17 protein-coding genes and 1 tRNA gene are annotated in these 17528 nt (G+C 43.3%); 5 read left to right on the top strand and 13 right to left on the bottom strand.

Features of this window, described 5'->3' with window-relative positions; all coding sequences use genetic code 11:
• Positions 1 to 2: 2 nt before the first annotated feature.
• The 4 genes from ACQ93I_RS06195 to hutI are packed head-to-tail and all read right to left on the bottom strand — an operon-like array spanning position 3 to position 3036.
• Complete coding sequence (locus ACQ93I_RS06195) at positions 3 to 461, bottom strand: GNAT family N-acetyltransferase (RefSeq protein ID WP_431697689.1); 459 nt, start codon at positions 459 to 461, stop codon at positions 3 to 5.
• The gene (locus tag ACQ93I_RS06190) at positions 462 to 812 is read right to left on the bottom strand and encodes a DUF1622 domain-containing protein (RefSeq protein ID WP_431697688.1); all 351 of its coding nucleotides are present in this window, start codon (positions 810 to 812) and stop codon (positions 462 to 464) included. It lies immediately after the preceding gene.
• Positions 805 to 1800 carry a formimidoylglutamase gene (locus ACQ93I_RS06185; RefSeq protein ID WP_431697687.1) on the bottom strand — a complete coding sequence of 332 codons (996 nt, stop codon included), beginning with the start codon at positions 1798 to 1800 and terminating at the stop codon, positions 805 to 807. Before ACQ93I_RS06185 ends, ACQ93I_RS06190 begins: the two co-directional genes overlap by 8 nt.
• A complete protein-coding gene (gene hutI, locus ACQ93I_RS06180; protein WP_431697686.1) occupies positions 1801 to 3036 on the bottom strand; it encodes an imidazolonepropionase in 1236 nt (411 codons plus the stop codon).
• 130 nt (positions 3037 to 3166) lie between these two features.
• Between hutI and ACQ93I_RS06175 the strand changes: the two genes are divergently transcribed.
• The 3 genes from ACQ93I_RS06175 to ACQ93I_RS06165 all read left to right on the top strand — a co-directional run bounded on the left by ACQ93I_RS06175 (position 3167) and on the right by ACQ93I_RS06165 (position 5447).
• Complete coding sequence (locus ACQ93I_RS06175) at positions 3167 to 4339, top strand: trans-sulfuration enzyme family protein (RefSeq protein WP_431697685.1); 1173 nt, start codon at positions 3167 to 3169, stop codon at positions 4337 to 4339.
• Positions 4340 to 4591: 252 nt separating this feature from the next.
• Positions 4592 to 5308: a bacillithiol biosynthesis deacetylase BshB1 gene (bshB1, locus tag ACQ93I_RS06170; protein WP_431697684.1), complete on the top strand. Its 717-nt coding sequence runs from the start codon at positions 4592 to 4594 to the stop codon at positions 5306 to 5308.
• A gap of 63 nt (positions 5309 to 5371) precedes the next feature.
• Positions 5372 to 5447: transfer RNA gene (locus ACQ93I_RS06165), tRNA-His, on the top strand.
• Positions 5448 to 5820: 373 nt separating this feature from the next.
• Here ACQ93I_RS06165 and ACQ93I_RS06160 read toward each other — a convergent pair.
• Complete coding sequence (locus ACQ93I_RS06160) at positions 5821 to 6849, bottom strand: M28 family metallopeptidase (protein WP_431697683.1); 1029 nt, start codon at positions 6847 to 6849, stop codon at positions 5821 to 5823.
• A 168-nt stretch (positions 6850 to 7017) separates the two neighbouring features.
• On the opposite strand from ACQ93I_RS06160, the gene ACQ93I_RS06155 reads away from it, so the two are divergent.
• Complete coding sequence (locus tag ACQ93I_RS06155; protein WP_431697682.1) at positions 7018 to 7446, top strand: CBS domain-containing protein; 429 nt, start codon at positions 7018 to 7020, stop codon at positions 7444 to 7446.
• 305 nt (positions 7447 to 7751) lie between these two features.
• On the opposite strand, the gene ACQ93I_RS06150 is transcribed toward ACQ93I_RS06155, so the two are convergent.
• The 4 genes from ACQ93I_RS06150 to ACQ93I_RS06135 form a co-directional block, all read right to left on the bottom strand.
• Positions 7752 to 10115 carry a GH92 family glycosyl hydrolase gene (locus ACQ93I_RS06150; RefSeq protein ID WP_431697681.1) on the bottom strand — a complete coding sequence of 788 codons (2364 nt, stop codon included), beginning with the start codon at positions 10113 to 10115 and terminating at the stop codon, positions 7752 to 7754.
• Positions 10116 to 10312: 197 nt separating this feature from the next.
• On the bottom strand, positions 10313 to 10753 hold the full coding sequence (locus ACQ93I_RS06145; protein WP_431697680.1) for a MarR family winged helix-turn-helix transcriptional regulator: 441 nt from the start codon (positions 10751 to 10753) through the stop codon (positions 10313 to 10315).
• 98 nt (positions 10754 to 10851) lie between these two features.
• Positions 10852 to 11466 carry a glutathione peroxidase gene (locus ACQ93I_RS06140; protein WP_431697679.1) on the bottom strand — a complete coding sequence of 205 codons (615 nt, stop codon included), beginning with the start codon at positions 11464 to 11466 and terminating at the stop codon, positions 10852 to 10854.
• Positions 11467 to 11548: 82 nt separating this feature from the next.
• Positions 11549 to 12022, bottom strand: a complete 474-nt coding sequence (locus ACQ93I_RS06135) for a DoxX family protein (protein ID WP_431697677.1) — start codon at positions 12020 to 12022, stop codon at positions 11549 to 11551.
• A 269-nt stretch (positions 12023 to 12291) separates the two neighbouring features.
• On the opposite strand from ACQ93I_RS06135, the gene ACQ93I_RS06130 reads away from it, so the two are divergent.
• The gene (locus ACQ93I_RS06130) at positions 12292 to 12759 is read left to right on the top strand and encodes a hypothetical protein (protein WP_431697676.1); all 468 of its coding nucleotides are present in this window, start codon (positions 12292 to 12294) and stop codon (positions 12757 to 12759) included.
• 115 nt (positions 12760 to 12874) lie between these two features.
• Here the strand turns inward: ACQ93I_RS06130 and ACQ93I_RS06125 are convergent, their stop codons facing one another.
• The 4 genes from ACQ93I_RS06125 to ACQ93I_RS06110 form a co-directional block, all read right to left on the bottom strand.
• The gene (locus tag ACQ93I_RS06125; RefSeq protein ID WP_431697675.1) at positions 12875 to 13042 is read right to left on the bottom strand and encodes a hypothetical protein; all 168 of its coding nucleotides are present in this window, start codon (positions 13040 to 13042) and stop codon (positions 12875 to 12877) included.
• A gap of 202 nt (positions 13043 to 13244) precedes the next feature.
• Positions 13245 to 13463 (bottom strand): YgaP family membrane protein, encoded by a 219-nt coding sequence (locus ACQ93I_RS06120; RefSeq protein WP_431697674.1) that lies wholly within the window; start codon positions 13461 to 13463, stop codon positions 13245 to 13247.
• A gap of 47 nt (positions 13464 to 13510) precedes the next feature.
• Positions 13511 to 13816, bottom strand: a complete 306-nt coding sequence (locus ACQ93I_RS06115; protein ID WP_431697673.1) for a hypothetical protein — start codon at positions 13814 to 13816, stop codon at positions 13511 to 13513.
• Positions 13817 to 14259: 443 nt separating this feature from the next.
• Entirely contained in the window at positions 14260 to 17517 is a 3258-nt protein-coding gene (locus ACQ93I_RS06110) for an efflux RND transporter permease subunit (RefSeq protein ID WP_431697671.1), read from the bottom strand.
• Between the last annotated feature and the right edge of the window lie 11 nt (positions 17518 to 17528).

The raw sequence follows: 17528 nt of genomic DNA, 5'->3' as shown, positions 1-17528 counted from the left end.
CTTTAAGAAAGAGGAAGTTCCATTTTGATATCGCCACGGGCATAAGGATTGTTCTCCCCAATGGGAATTTCCTTGAAACCGTATTTTTTGTAGATGTGAATGGCGTTCTCCAGCTTTCGGTTTGAGTAGATAATGAGTTTTTCCCAGCCTCTGCTTTTGGCAAAATCGAGGGTGTGCTGCATTAGCTTCTGGCCAATATTATTTCCCTGTGCCGCAGGGGCTACAGCCATTTTTGTGAGCTCAAAGATTCCCTCGTCAATTTTCATCAGGGCCACCGTCCCAAGAACCCTATCATCTTCCAAGACAAAGAAGATGTTGCCTCCCGGTTCAATAATGTATTTTTCGGGCTTTCCCAAAACCTCTTCATCATGAGGTTCTACCCAAAAGTATTTTTCCAGCCATTCAATATTCAGTTGCCGAAAGTCTTCGGCATATTTTTGGTCAAATGATATGATCTCCATTTATTCTCCAATTTCTCGCTTTTGCCAGGGCCATTTTCCCTCCAGCTCCACTTGCAAAGAAAGACTTAAAAAAGTTCGTATTAAAACAATTACACCCAGCACAAGTACATTATTCATGGTAGGGTCTGTGCTTACCGTAGCAATAATATCGCCTGCCACTAAAAACTCAAGTCCCAGTAAAATTGCCTTTCCCAGGTCGTGTCTAAAGGTCCTGTAACTACTGCCGTCTTCATGCCTGTCAAAAAAATACCTGTAAAGAGCAAAAAGTGGCCCAATGATCATCACCAGGACGCCGGCAACTTCAATTGCCAGGGCCGCCCACTCAACGTAATATTGTACTTTTTCATGCATGCTTCTTCTCTTTTAGAAAATCGGTTACCAAATAGCTCAAAGCCTTCCCGGTAGGAAAATTATTGGTTGCTACAGCTTCACAAATGTGAAGATAACAACAATTTTTTTCTTTTGCAGCCTCTCTTAACAGTGTTCTTGCCTCGTCCAGGTCAATGCCCGCCGGTGAAATAGCGCTGCTGGGAAAATTTGCAATGGCATCACAATCCAGCTCCAGGCCAAATTTATTTGCTTTTATAAATGCAAGATTCTGACTAAATTCCTGTGTTCTTTGATGCTTCGGAAGCTCTTCAAGCAGGCTATATTGATATGCTTCGGAAGCATTCATCTCATCATAAATATATTGAGGTGTGTAATTCTGATGGAGCCCAAAAACAGAATACTTCTCTAAAAAGCCATTTTTGAAGGCATAGCTGAAGCCGTTCCCGCTGTGACGATGTTCCAGCCTTCGCAAATCGGTATGCGCATCTATGTTCAGCACATTAATAGCGTGTCCCAAAGCTTCGGCGGCACCTTTGATGTTTCCGTAGGCATTGTTATGGCCGCCGCCAATGATCACCGGAAATTTCCCTGCTAAAATGACATTTTTGACAACCTCACTAACTGCAGCATCCAGTTGCTCCACAAGATCTCCCAGCTTCTGAACGTAATTTGGATCTGAAACATCAATATTTCCGGCCTTTTCCATTGCTTCGGAAGTATTGATCTCTCCCAAAAGCAGTACATTTTCTCCTGAATTAAACTGGTTTTCCTGAACATTGAGAAAAGCTTCTAAAAATGCCTGCCATGCATTTGAAGTTCCGGGTTTTCCGAAGTTGGCCCGCACGCCAATGTCTTCAGGGATCCCAAAAATGACAATTTTGGCTTCCGATTTTTGAACATCCTCAAAACTCGTGGCAACCTTAATCTTTTCTGCCAGCTTGGTTTCCCCCTGCCGGGTTGAGATCAGCTTTGAAACCTGTTTTTCAGAATAAAACTTCAACTGATTCATTTATACCTTTTTTCCGTTTATATAAACCGAATTTATGTGGTTGGCGCCAAAGGAGTAAGGCATAAATCCGTAAGAAGGGATCTCCTCGGTAAGGATGAGGTTTGCGGCTTTGCCTTTGGTGATGCTGCCGTGGGTGTCGAGAATATCCATTGCATAAGCCGCATTAATTGTGGCAGCATTAATGGCTTCTTCGGGATTCATTTTCATTTTAATACAAGCCAGGGAGATCACCAGGTTCATGTTTCCGTTGGGAGTACTTCCGGGGTTGTAATCGGTCGCCAGTGCTATGGGCAGTCCGGCATCAAGGATTTGTCGTGCCGGGGAGTAGGGAATTCCGAGGAAAAGAGAGCAGGAGGGCAGTGCCACCGGCATGGTGTCGCTATCTTCTAAGGCATCAAGATCATCGGGCTCCATCACTTCCAGGTGGTCTACAGAAAGTGCGCTGTGCGCTACTGCGGCTTTGATACCGCCAATGGCATTGAACTGATTGACATGTATCTTGGGCCTGAGACCATGTTTTCTCCCGGCCTCCAAAACCCGGTGTGTATCTTCTACTGAAAAATAGCCTTTTTCGCAAAAAATATCTACAAATTCGGCCAGCCCTTCTTCAGCTACTTTTGGGATCATTTCATTAACGAGCAGGTCGAGATAGCCGTCTTTGTCGTTCTTGTATTCTGGCGGAATTGCATGAGCGCCCAAAAAGGTCGCTTTTACAGGTAATTTATAATTTTCTGTCAGCTTTTTGATCACCCGCAGCATTTTGAGTTCGGCATCTGTGGTTAAACCGTAACCCGATTTGATCTCAATGGCTGTGGTACCCATCTTCATCACTTCTTCCAGCCGCCTGGCCGATTGCAAGTAGAGTTCCTCTTCAGAAGTTTCCTGCAGTTTTATGGCCGAATTCACTATCCCGCCGCCTTTTTCGGCAATTTCTTCATAAGTGAGGCCGTTAATGCGATCTATGAATTCCTGTTCTCTATTTCCGGCGTAAACCAGGTGTGTGTGGGAATCGATCCAGCCCGGCAGCAGAAACTTTCCGGAGGCATCTACTTCAGAAATTCCTTCAAAAGAGGGAAGATCCTGCATTTTTCCGAAGTCGGCAATTTTACCGTCCTCCACCAGCAACCAGGCGTTGTCTATAACGGGAAGTTCTTTCATTTCGCTGCCTCTTAAAGGTTTAAGGGTTTCCTCTCTTACCTGTACGAGCTGTTTGATGTTCTTAAAGATGGTTTTCATATCGTAAAGATAAAAAAGTGCTGAGAAATTACAGGCCTGTCCAGGAGGAGTCTCAAAAATGGCATTTTTGGAACCCCCTTCTTTTTCATTAATTATTTTTATCTTGGAAAAGAATTTTTTTCTGACAATTATGACTCATAAAAAACCCGGTCTCAATACCATTTGCACCCATGTGGGCGAGCTGAAAGATGAACAGTTTAAGGGCGCAGTGTCCCCGTTGTACATGTCAACTTCTTATGCATACGAAGATGTGGAAGTGAAACGCTATCCCCGCTACTTTAATACGCCAAATCAACAGGCGCTGGCACAAAAAATGGCCGCGCTCGAGCATGGCGAAGCTGCTCTTATTTTTGGTAGCGGAATGGCTGCGGTAAGTACTTCGCTTTTTGCCTTTTTGCAGAAGGGAGATCACGTGGTGTTGCAAAAAACGCTTTATGGCGGTACCAGTAATCTTGTGGTGGAGGAATTTGAAAAATTCGGCATTGAATATTCCTTTGCAAAAGATCTTTCTGCGGAAGCTTTTGAGCACGAGATCCTGGAAAATACGAAAGTGATCTACATTGAAACTCCGTCAAACCCATTGTTAACAGTGACTGATATTGAAGCTGTGGCAAAGCTAGCAAAAAAGCGGGGGCTGGTGAGTATGATCGATAATACGTTTGCTTCGCCGGTAAACCAGAATCCCATCGATTTTGGGATTGATGTGGTGATACATTCGGCTACAAAATACATGGGCGGGCACAGCGATATTCTTGCCGGGGCCGTGATCTCTTCGGAAGAAAAAATAGACAGGATCTTTCAGCTGGCCAAGAATTTCGGCGGAAGCCTTAGCGATTATACCGTTTGGCTCCTGGAACGCAGCCTGAAGACTATGGGACTTAGAGTAAAAGCACAGAATGAAAATGCACAAAAACTGGCCGAATATCTCGAAAAAAATGAGTTGGTAAAGAAGGTGTATTATCCCGGACTGGCTTCTCATGAGGGACATGAACTGGCAAAGAAACAAATGCACGGGTTTGGCGGAATGATGTCTTTTGAACTGAAAGATCTCGATTCGCAGGCGTTTATGAAATACCTGAAGCTTATCAAACCCTCTATGAGCCTTGCCGGGGTGGAATCGACCATTCTGTCACCTGCCAAGACCTCTCACGCCCTTTTAACTCCCGAAGATCGTGCAGCGCAGGGAATAAGTGATAAGCTCATGAGGTTTTCGGTAGGTATTGAAGAAGCCGAAGATCTTATTGCCGATATAGAACAGGCACTGGAAGAGACGAAGAAGGATATGCTGGACGTGAGGATTTAGTGTTCAGTGATCAGTTTTCAGTGGTCAGTGGCCAGTATTCAGAAAGTTTGTTTTAAAAGCTCCAGTGGATCAATATAGAGAAGAGCAAATAAAATATTCGTGTATTCGTGGCTACTAGAGGAAGCAGTATCAAGGGGTGTTCAGAAGGTTTGCTGAAAAAGCTCCAGTGGATCAATATATAGAAGAGTAAATAAAAAATATACGTGTATTCGTGGCTAAATTTTCACGAACAAGACAAGAAAGATTACAAAAATGAAATTAGATATACTTGCCATTGGGGCGCACCCCGATGATGTTGAATTGAGTTGCTCGGCTACCCTGGCCAAAGAAATTTCGCGGGGTAAAAAAGTGGGGGTGTTAGACCTTACCCGCGGGGAGCTGGGAACTCGTGGTACCGCAGAGATCAGGGACCAGGAATCTGCCGATGCGGCAAAGATCCTGGGGCTGTCAATGCGCGAAAATCTCGAATTCAGTGATGGTTTTTTTGTGAATAATGTAGCCCACCAGCTTGAGATCATAAAAGTGCTGCGGAAGTACAAGCCAGATTTGGTGTTGTGCAATGCGATAGACGACCGGCATATAGATCATGGAAAAGGGGCAAAGCTGGTAGCTGATGCCTGTTTTTTGAGTGGCTTGCGTAAGATTGAGACCATTTACAACGGAAATTCCCAGGAGGCATGGCGCCCAAAAAGTGTTTTTCATTACATACAATGGAAAAATCTTACCCCCGATGTTGTGGTAGATGTTACGGGCTTCATGGACAAGAAATTAGCGTCTGTTAAAGCCTATAGATCGCAGTTTTGGGACGAAAATAGTGAGGAGCCCGAAACTCCTATCTCAAGCAGTAATTTTTTTGACAGCATCACCTACAGGGCCAGGGATTTAGGTAGGCTCGTTAGCGTAGAATATGCCGAAGGATATAACGTGAGCCGACATGTGGCGGTAGATTCTTTGTTTGATCTCCTGTAAAAAATTCAATTTTTTTCTTTTGTAGAAGAGAGGAATTATATTACATTTGCATCCGATTAAAATGGTGGTTGTAGCTCAGCTGGTTAGAGCGCTGGATTGTGGTTCCAGAGGTCGCCGGTTCGAACCCGGTCTTCCACCCATAAAGCTTCTTGTGAAAACAAGGAGCTTTTTTTGTTTTGGGAACTTTATCGATGAGAAAGTAAGGGTGAGAAGCCTGTCCTGAGCCCTTTGACTTCGCTCAGGATAAACTTCATCGAAGGGAACCCAGTCTTCCACCCGTTTTAAAGGCTCCTTTGGAAATAAAGGAGCTATTTTTTGGACCTCATTTAAGATCTGTCGCTCCTCCGGAGCTGTTCTTTTTTATGGAATTATTTAATCCCCTCCTTCGGAGGGAGCCTGTCCCGCTTTTTTAGGGGTGGCCGCAGGTCGGGGTGGGGAGGAGACAGAATAAAAAAATCCTCACAGGTTTTAAAAACCTGTGAGGATTGGGTAATAATATTTCTCGTAAAAAACTACTCTCCAGCTTCAGTCAGGGTAGGTTTATCAACGTAAGGTCGGGTGTCGCGATTTGCTATTTCCCAGGCGGTAAGGAATACCAGCTTAGCTCTCTTCTCCAGCAAATCGTATTCTATCTTATCTGGCGTGTCTGTGTGACGGTGGTAATCTTCATGCACTCCATTAAAGTAAAATATGATTGGAATATCATGTTTTGCAAAATTGTAGTGGTCGCTTCTGTAATAGAACCTGTTTGGATCGTTTTCGTCGTTGTAAGTATAATCCAGGTTGATGTTCAGGTACTTTTCATTGACTGCCTCACTTATTTCATGAAGTTCTGTACTTAATTTGTCACTTCCTATGAGATAGACGTAATCTCCCGCACTTTCCATATCGGTTCCAATACGGCCAATCATATCAATATTAAGGTTGGCTACAGTATTAGCGAGGGGAAATACAGGATTTTCAGAATAAAATTTTGAACCTACCAGTCCTTTTTCTTCTCCGGTAACATTAAGGAAAAGAATAGAACGCTCGGGGCCAAAGCCATCTTCCTGCGCTTTTTTGAAAGCTTCAGCAATTTCAAGTACTGCAACAGTACCCGAACCATCGTCATCGGCACCATTGTATATCCTTCCTTCGTCATCAATACCCACGTGGTCGTAGTGAGAAGATATTACAAGCACCTCTTCAGGTTTGCTACTACCTTTAATAAAGGCCAAAACATTTTCAGTATCATTCACAGTACCGCGTGTGAAGTAACTGCCGGGAACTTCCTGGAAATAATCATCACCACCTAAAGGCGAGGCAATGTTGAGACTTTGATATTCTTTTTTAAGATAATCTGCCGCCATTTTCTGGCCAGGTTCTCCTGTTTCTCTTCCTTCAAATTCGTCACTGGCGAAGATGTACAAATGATCTTTTAATTCTTTAGCAGTAATTGTACTGGCATACTCCATTGGGTTGGCTTCCGAGATGTCTCGTGGTTGCTGCGCTTTACAGCCTAGAAGGCTGACGGCAAGAGAAAACAATAAAACTTTTTTCATGTTAAATGTTAGGGATTAAAATAAAGACGGCAATATAAGAGATTTAAAAGAATTCTTACATTTTCAAGTTATTTCCGGCGCATTTTCTGAAGAATATTTCCTTATTCTGAATTTAAAATGAGACAGAATTGTTGTATTTTTAGATAGCTCCTGATAAAAAGAACTCCGATGAAAAATGATATTTCCGTTTCCCAGATAATGACCAAAAACATTTTGCGTCTTTCGCTGTCTGATAGTCTTTCGACAGCCGAATCTCTTATGAAGAAGAACCACATAAGGCATCTTCCGGTAGTAGAAAATGAGCATATTGTAGGCATGATAAGCCTCAACGACCTGCTTAGGATCTCTTTTGCCGATGCGACCGATGGCGGTGGAGATGATGTTGAAGCCACTGTGTATGAAATGTTCACAGTAGAGCAGGTGATGACACAGAAGGTAGAATATATCACTTCCAGCCATACAGTCACAGATGTAGCCAAATTATTTTTGGAGCACGAGTTTCACGCCTTACCGGTGGTAGATGATGATTGTCTAACCGGAATTGTTACGACTACAGATGTGATTAGGTTCTTCCTTGAAAATAAAAGCAAAGAATAAAGAAAATAAAAAAGTGAGAAGAGTATTGTAGGGGGGTACACTTCTCACTTGTAGTGCCTTTACAGGCGAATATTAATATCAAAATAAGTCATTTCTTTCTATAGAAAAATATGTTTTTATACGGTTTAACCTGTATTTAACATAATATGTAAGAACTTTCTCTAACGAAAGCGAAAAAATCTGCTTTTTTTTGAAAAGTATTCAATTCTATGCGTAGTAGATAAGGTAAGACTACTTTTATTCACTCATATTTCTACTGAACAGATATTTCTACTCAACAGAGCAACAAAAGAATAGCCGGAATTCTAATTATACAGCTCCCGGTTTGGAGTACTTGCCATATAGAATTTTAATTCTCCCCCTTTCATAACATCGTGGTGGTTGATAAAAGGACTTTCCAGTTTCTTTCCGTTAAGTTCAACCTTCTCTACGAATACATTTTCTTCACTTTGATTTTCGGCAATTACCCTGAAGGTATTTCCGTTTTCGAGATTAATAGTGGCCTGGTTAACGCCCGGGCTGCCAAGGGCATAATCTTCACTGCCCGGTGCCACGGGATAAAATCCTAAAGAACTGAAGATATACCACGCGCTCATTTGGCCAAAATCATCATTCCCACCCAAACCATCGGCTCCGGTTTGATATTGATCTTTTAAAACCATTCTGATCTTATCCTGGGATTTCCAGGGAGTATCTGTCCAATTGTACAGGTAGGCCACATGGTGAGACGGCTCGTTGCCGTGCACGTAATTTCCAATGATGCCTTCCCTGGAAATATCTTCGGTATTGGCAAAATATTTATCCGGAAGATTCATGCTGAACAGGGAATCGAGGTGCTGAGAAAATTTTTCTTTCCCGCCTATCATTTCAATCATTTGTGCAGGGGCATGAGGCACGTACAAGCTGTAGTTCCAGGCGTTACCTTCAATAAAGCCCTGCCCATGGGTGTCTAAAGCATCAAACTCTTTTTTAAAGCTGCCATCACTCAGTTTAGGTCTCATAAAGCCCGATTTTGGATCAAAGACATTCTTGTAGTTTTCTGACCTCTTCATAAACTCTTCAAAAATGTCATTTTTGCCCAACTTTTTTGCAGCCTGGGCAATGGCCCAGTCGTCATAGGCATACTCCAATGTTTTTGATACCGATGCGCCATTTTTATCCTCGGGCACATAACCTATGTCCATATAATACTGCAGGCCGTCATAATATCCTGTTTTAGCTGTTTGCACCATGGCATCAAGGGCCCGTTCCTGGTCAAAGTCGGCATTGCCTTTTACTATGGCATCTGCAATGACCGAAACACTGTGGTAGCCTATCATGCACCAGTTCTCATTGGCGTAGTGCGACCACACTGGCAGCATGGAATGTACGCTTTGGTCATAATGTGCCATCATGGCTTCTACCATATCGGCATTTCTTTCGGGCTGGAGCACGTTAAAAAGTGGGTGTAAAGCCCTGTAGGTGTCCCAAAGTGAAAAGCTGGTGTAGTTAGTAAAACCGTCGGCCTGGTGGATTCCCATATCAATTCCGCGGTATTTTCCATCGGTATCCATGTATTCTGTGGGTCCTAAAAAAGCGTGGTACATAGCCGTATAGAAATTGACCATATCTTCAGGTTTTTCAGTTTCTACAATGACTTTATTCAGTTCCTCGTTCCACACCTGCCGGGCCTCTTTCTTCACCTGATCAAAATTCCAGTGAGGGATCTCATCTTTCATATTCTGCAAGGCACCTTCAGCACTAACCGGTGAGATTGCCAATTTGATGTTCAGCTTTTCATTTTGTTTCATGTCAAAATCAAAATACATCCTGATCTTTTCACCTGCTATCTCCGGAAAGGTTTCAGACTCATCATACTTTCTCCAAAACCCATTATAAGGCTGCCTGTCATAACGTTCCCTTCCGTAGTTTTCAATTGGCTGACTGAAGGAGAGGGCGAAATATACTTTCCTGGTGCGGGCCCAGCCATTAGTTTGACGATATCCGGTCACCAAAGTGTCATTTTCAACCCTCACAAAGGTCCAGACGTTTTTATCGTCATAATTGTAAATGCCTGAAACAAGGTCTAAGATGATGTGCGATTTGCCAGCTTCCGGAAAGGTGTACTGGTGCATTCCCACCCGGCTGGTAGCTGTCATTTCGGCTTTGATGTTGTAATCTTCAAGCAAAACGCTGTAATAACCGGGTTCGGCAGTTTCTTTGTCGTGAGAAAATCTCGAGCGGTAGCCGCTATCGGGATCAGATGCTGTTCCGGGATTCAGCTTTAGATCTCCGGTAGTGGGCATGATCAAAAAGTCCCCGAGGTCTGAGTGACCCGTGCCGCTAAAATGAGTGTGGCTAAACCCGACAATGGTCTCATCGTTGTATTGATAACCGGCGCAATACTTATAAACATCAGGGTTGTACTGTCCATTGACGGCATAGGGAATCGTATCTGTATCGGGGCTTAGCTGTACGCTTCCAAATGGAACTGTAGCGCCGGGATAAGTGTGGCCCATTTTTGCCGTACCTATCATGGGGTCAACATACTGTGCCAGGTCTTTTAATTCGAGTTGCTGATTATTTTCAGTTTCCCTTGCGGCAGATTTCTTACAGGAGTGCAGAAATACGGCGGAAACTACCAGAACAACACCCATAAAAAGTTTGGGGCTAAAAATGTTTTTTCTCATTTGGATACTGTTTCTGGACCTGTTCATGGAAAGAGGGTAATGGAAACTTAATTTGCAGGTCCTTTTTTTGTTTAACGTTGGTTAGCTGAATAGCGTGAAGCTTCAATGGCTCCGTTGCTTTTCCTGCCGAAAAAAACGAACAAAAAAGCCGGAGCTATGGTCAAAGTTACAAAAATGAGGATAGGGTGCTTGTCTTTTTACTTAGATAAAAATTCGATGACATCATTAAGTCTTTGCTTCAGCTTAACAAGATCATCGATTTCGAGCTGACTATCTAACAGGCGTTTTTCCAATGCTTCAGGGATTTGAGCAGCCTGTTCCTGCAGGTCTCTTCCTTTTGAAGTTAGTTTCACCAGGACCTTGCGTTCATCTCGTTTTGAGCGTTCCCGGGTAATTAGAGCCTGTTGTTCCATGCGTTTAAGCAGGGGAGTGATGGTGTTGGTGTTGAGAAGTAACTTCTTGGCAATATCGTTTACCGTAAGGCCATTGGTCTCCCACAAAACCATGAGGACCAAATACTGTGGATAAGTGATCTCCAGCCGGTCCAAAAATGGCTGATATTCCCTCGTGATTAACCGCGATGCTGCATAAACAGGGAAACATAATTGATTTTCTAATTTGAGTTGTTCGTATTCCATAGTACAATTTATTGCAGGAATTATTCAGGATGCTACAAATAAATGAAATAATCGCCTGCGATAAAAAACTTCCCTTCTGAAAAGAGGTATCACTGTAATTATTCCAAAGCTCTTAAAAATTGCTCTTCCAATGGAGAGATAGAAGGACCAAAATAGTGCGTTAAAATGCCATTTTCATCCACTATATATTTACTGAAGTTCCAGTCGGGCGCATGTTGGTTCCAGCCGTTGAGGTCTTTATTTGTCAGCCACTTGAAAAGATCCTGCTGTTCCTCATTTTTGACCACCACGCCTTTTTTGGCTACCGGAAAAGTTACCCCATAATTCATCTGACAAAATTCGGCTATTTCATTGTCGTCACTTTTTTCCTGTTCGGCAAAATCATTGGCAGGAAAGGCGATGACCTGAAGAGTATTGCCGTAATGCTCCTGTAAAGATTGGAGTTCGGAGTACTGGCCAGTGTAGCCGCAGTTTGAAGCAGTATTCACCAGGATCAATTTCTTTCCTTTAAATTCCTGCAGATCCAGCTTTTTTCCGGTGTTAAGGTCAATTTTCAGATTGTGCAAAGAAGTGAGCGGCTGCCTTTTATGTTCATTAAGTAAGACAGTGCCATTTTTACCTTTTTTGCCCAGTTTCCTGATTAATGGGTACATGAAGCGTAAAACTTTTTGCTTCAGGCTTTGACTTTTTACTGTTGTTGATCTATTTGTCATTTCTGAATATTATAAGGTTTGTAAATATGATTCTCAACTTCTTTTATTCCGAAGTAATTTCTGAAAGAATCAAAAGAGTTGATCAGGAATTTTTGTTGCTGTTTGATGAAATATTTCGCTCCACGTATGCCTTATAAGCACCCGTTGACCACAATGCCCAAAGAATCAATACCGGCTGAAAGAACAGCCTGATCAACCTTGCATGGTCTGTATCCAGGCCAAAAGCATCTGTTCCATTGAGGTACTGTGCGATATTCCCCGGGAAAATCAGGACAAAGCATATGGCGACAATCCATCCCGTTAAGGCTTTCCATTTTGGCAGAAGCACAAGGGCAAGGCCTAACGAAATTTCCACGACCCCAGAAAGTACAACCACAAGATCATCAGACAGGGGCACCCAGTTTGGTACCTGTGCTACAAATTCGAGTCGCGAAAATGTAAGGTGACCTATTCCTGCATAAGCTAGGCTGAGGCCTAATATAATTCTGAAAACCGCACGAAACCAGTGGGTTTTGACGCCATAGCTCCATTTTAAGTTTTGAAGGATCCCGTTCATAAGAGAAGTTTTTTAAATCATTATTTTTTGTGTCGTGCACGATGTAAATATATGAACTATTTATTATGTCGCAAGCGATATAAATATTTACTTCTAAAAAATTACATTTATGAATGCAGGAAAGTGCTGCTGTATTCGCACAAAGATGCATAACACTACCATGGATAATATTATGTCCCAAGCTGTTTCCGCTAAACAAGTCAGTGTATTACAGGCTACATTTTCGGATCTTTAGCGAGGTTATGTATTGTAATATTAAAACTGAAAAATTGAAAAAACTGATATATTTTGTTCTGATCTTTACCTTAATTCAGTGTAAAACTTCGGAAGTTGATCAATTTGATTCCACCGGAACTTATGTCTTCGGAAACTACAATCCTGAGTCGGCTGAAGAAATAAGGGAGTATTTTGGAGAAATTCAGGTTAAGCAGATAGATTCTGATAGGATCGCAATGACTTTTGTGATCAATAAAGGTGCTCCTAGTTACAATTCTGGATCTTTCATGGACACTTTAATTGTTGAAAATAAAGTAGCCGTTTACAGAACCCCACAATTCGACAAGTCCTGCAAGATCACTTTTTCCTTTGATAGGAAAGGGGTAAGAGTAAATGAAGAAACTGAAGATTTTAATTCCGGTTGCGGCTTTGGACATGCAGTTGTTGCAAAGGGGTACTTCAGGAAGATTTCATCTGATACTCCTGTTTTAAGAAACCCCATGACGGGTGAAGAACTCTAATAAGTCACAGCTGTATTTGCGTAGGCTTATAACGTTGCAGAATATCACCCTTCAAAAATGGCATTTTTGAAGGGTGATATTCTGTTGGTGCCTAAAGAAAATTGGAAACTGAATTTCAAAATTTAACCCCTCTTTTTCTCATTTCTTCGGCGAGCTTACCGGGTATCTTGCGGCAGCTGCAGTTTTTAACATGATCCAGATGCCATTCAATACGCTGATCTATCGTCGGATTTTTGGGCATTTTGTGCTTTTCATGCCATTCCCTGTTTATTTGTGCTTTCATGGCTTCTAAGTTTAAGCTTGTTTACGAACCCGATCTTCCAGGTCCCAAGCACCTTATTTTTGAAAAAATACTGATCTATCCTGGGTAAAGCAGAAAAGTTTTCCCTTTTTGAAGTTCTTTTACAGGTGAAATTAAATATCCTCAGCCAATCAAATAAGGCAATTTGTCATGTTGGGGAGTTTTCAATGATATTTTGAAGGATCTAAACTTTTGACCTGGATTCTTTTATTTGCTTCTCCTCCTTTACTCCGAATTTCTTCAGAATGTCTTCCATCAAACACCAGCGGGTCATTGAGGATTGCAATAAGTTCACACCCACAAAGGCTGTAAACCATAACCAGTTGAGGTTGACATAAACTGCCAAAAGCAGGCTTATAAGGATAAATGTTCCAGCGATGCCGCGTATAAATCTATTTAGCATAATCTTAAATTTTTAGTTGATAATTGTTTATTGTTAATTGATCATATTTAGATCGATTGTTCTACAGGTAACACCACCGCACGAACGGGATTATTGGTTTCCAGTTTTTCGTTGTACTCCTTCAGGTACTTAAAAAGCTCTGTTATCTTTTCCTCTTCGGTGAAAGAGAAGAGCATGAGCGATTCATTGCCGCCTTTTTCTCCTGGAAACCAGCTCTGCGTAGCGATCAGGTTATTTCCATTTTTATAGCCATCTATTTCCGAAGAACTAAAGGCTTCAATATTTGCTTTTTTGAATAGATTTAGTACGTCTTTTTGAAAAGCGACTACGCTGGTAACTATTAGTAGTTTCATTTTTTTAATGTTTAAGGATTATGGTCAAATGTTTGATATTTACAGAGCAATAGGTTCCAATTATACACAGTTCTTGAGCATTGAGTTCTTCCTTAAAAAATTGTTTACTCCCTCTGGTCGATAAAAATTCGATTCTTTTCATGATTGTTCATTTTTTTGCTTGTCCAAAAAAACGAACCAAAAAAAGGACACTTTTTTGATAGGTGTTTCCAATTTTGCTCCCGCAAAATTAGAACCGTGCTCCCCCGGCTAAATTTTCTCCAAGGCTTCAAAAATTTTTAACGCCGGGGAATCACTACACTTACAAAAAAGAAACTACACGACATGTTTAGTATTTCATATTGTTCTTTCATTGTTGTCGCCACTTTCCGCCTCCCTTTAGGGCAGGGGCAACCCGCAACCCCCAACCCGCAACCGGTAACCCAAAACTCATAACTCCGAACTCATAACTCTGAACTAGAGAACTCAGTTTCTCGTTTCTCCACAACCTCCGGTTTCACCTCCCTATCCTCATACTTCTTTCTTTCGATCATGTAGTACACCAATGGCACTACCAGGAGTGTAAGGAAAGTAGAAACGATGGTTCCTCCCATCAGCGAGATGGCGAGTCCCTGGAAAATAGGGTCGAAGAGGATCACGAAGGCTCCGATCACTACCGTACCTGCAGTTAAAAGGATTGGTGTTGTTCTTACAGCTCCGGCTTCGATCACCGCCTGCTTCAGCGGAATCCCGTCTTCCAGTCGCAGGTTCACAAAGTCAATGAGCAGCACCGAGTTCCGTACCATGATCCCGGCCAGCGCGATCATTCCGATAAAGGAGGTAGCGGTAAAGAAGGCGCCCATGATCCAGTGACCAAGTACAATTCCTATCAGCGACAACGGAATGGCGACCATCATCACAATTGGTGCTCTAAAGTTCTGGAACCAGCCTACGATGAGGATGTAAATGATCACGATAACTCCCAGAAATGCAATTCCCAGATCCCGGAAAACCTCCAGGGTGATTTGCCATTCTCCATCCCATTTTACGGTATAGTCATCTTCATACTGCGGCTGACCCATATAAAGGTCACTGATCTCATATCCTGCAGGCAGTTCTATCTCCTTCAGTTTTTCTTCCATTCCGAGGATAGCGTACACCGGACTCTCCAGTTCTCCTGCCATATCGGCCAGCACATATACCACGCGTTTTTGATTTTTGCGGTAAATGCTTTTGTCCCTCAATACTTCTTTAGGCTCTACCAGATCGGCTATTGGAATCATTTGCCCATTTTGGGAAGCGATCTGGATATTCATGATATCCTGAACAGAGGATTTTTCCTCCTCATCAAGCGCCAGGACAATTCCTACCCGCTGGGTAACTTCCTCGTCATACAGCTGTGTGATGGCTCTTTCTCCCAAAGCAGAATTTAATGTGTATACGATCTGCTGAGGTGCGATCCCGTAAAGCATCGCCTTCTCCTTATCGATCTCAAACTCAAACTCTTGCTGATCCGCTTCTACCATCCAGTCAATATCCACCACATCTTCGGTGTTGTGAAGTATGGTCTGGATACTGTCAGCAAGTGCGATCTGTGTTTCGTAATCGGGTCCGTAGACTTCAGCGACTATGGTAGATAATACGGGTGGTCCCGGTGGGACTTCCACCAGCTTGATGTTGGCTCCGTATTTATCTCCTATCTCCTGAATATCGGGGCGCAGCAGTTTAGCGATGTCGTGACTCTGCAGGCTTCTCTCGCCTTTTGGCAGCAGGTTCACCTGAATATCGGCGGTGTTGCTCGCCCCGCGCAGGTCGTAGTGACGCACGAGTCCGTTGAAGGTGATAGGGGCAGAGGTACCAATGTAGGTCTGATAATTCACCACCTGTTCGCTTCCGCTCAGGTACTGTCCCACCTCCTTGGTCACCACCGCTGTTCGCTCTAAAGTTGTTCCTTCGGGCATATCGATCACCACCTGGAATTCATTCTTGTTGTCAAAAGGCAGCATTTTTACGGCTACATCTTCAGTAAAGAACAAGGCTACAGATCCAAGCAGAAGGAGCGCCGTAATTCCGAGGAAGGACCAACGTATCTTTTTATTATCGATAAGCGGCTCTTCAAAGCGCTTATAGATGCGATAGATCATCGAATCTTCGATGTTCTGAGCCTCTTTTACCGGTTTTCCTTTCTTCTCCTTTTCACGTAGAAAAATGAACCCGAGGTACGGAGTAATTGTCAGTGCCACGAACAGGGACAGGATCATTGCGATAGAAGCCCCAATTGGCATCGGGCTCATATAAGGTCCCATCAATCCGCTAACAAATGCCATTGGCAGTACCGATGCAATTACCGTAAAAGTTGCAAGGATAGTTGGGTTTCCTACCTCGTTGATGGCATATAGTGCAGCCTGTTTGAACGGCAGGCGTTTCATCTTAAAGTGCCGGTGCATGTTCTCGGCAATAATGATCGAGTCATCCACCACGATACCTGTTACGAAAACCAGTGCGAACAAGGTGATCCTGTTCAGGGTGTAATCCAGCATATAATAACTCAGCAGGGTAAGGGCAAAGGTGATAGGTACCGAAAGAAATACTACCAGTCCACCACGCCAGCCCATTGCCAGCATCACAACAAGCGTTACTGCTATGATCGCACCAATAAGGTGTAACAATAATTCGCCTACTTTATGCGAAGCAGTTTCCCCGTAGTTACGGGTCACTTCCACATGCACATCTACCGGAATAAGATTCGTTTGCAGGTGTTCCACTTTTTCAAGGATCACATCGGCGATCTTCATCGCGTCGGCTCCCTTGCGTTTTGCTACAGATAAGGTTACCGCAGGATATTCTCCCGGATAATTTTCCGAAGCATCTATTGCCTGCCCGAATCCAAAATTCACGTAAGATTTAGAAATCTCAGGTCCGTCCTGAACAGTAGCAATTTGCTTCAGGTACACCGGTTGCCCGTTATTCACTCCCACGATGAGATTCTCCACATCCTGAGGGGATTCCAAAAAGCTTCCGGAGCTAACCAGAACTTCACTGTCGTTGCGGTCAAAACTTCCGGAGGAAAGCTGCTGATTCGAAGCTTTGATCTTTTCAGAAACACCAAGCAGATCCACTCCGCTGGCAGCCATCCTGTCCTTGTCGAGCACCACGCGCAGTTGCCTGTCACGGCCCCCAATGGTGTTCACGATAGAAACATCTTCCACCTTTTCGATCTCGTGGCGCAGCTCGTTGGCCATTTGCCGCAGCTGGTAATCATCATAATTTTCGCTCCACAGGGTGAGCCCCAGCACCGGAACGTCGTCAATAGCCCGGGTTTTCACCAGCGGCTGAGTCACATTTGGCGGGAACTGGTCCATGTTCTTCATGAGCTCGTTGTAGAGCTTCACATAGGAGCGTTCAATATCCTCGCCCACGTAGAACTGAACGATCAACATCCCCTGTTCCTCCATGGAGGTAGAGTAGACGTACTCCACGCCCGGAATGTTGGAAACCATCTTTTCCAGGGGTTTGATAATGCGCTGTTCCACCTCGGTGGGGCTGGCACCCGGGTAGCCTACAAAAATGTCGGCCATGGGCACATCGATCTGCGGCTCTTCCTCGCGGGGAATTAAAAACGACGCGTACACACCCACGATCATGAATACGATCATGAGCAACACCGTCAATTTCGAATTTATAAAGCCTTTGGCAATCTTGCCTGCTAATCCTTCTTTCATATTTTTTATGG

The organism is Salinimicrobium sp. WS361 (assembly GCF_050750585.1).
GTDB lineage: Bacteria > Bacteroidota > Bacteroidia > Flavobacteriales > Flavobacteriaceae > Salinimicrobium.
This window is presented reverse-complemented; position numbering and strand designations above follow the sequence as displayed.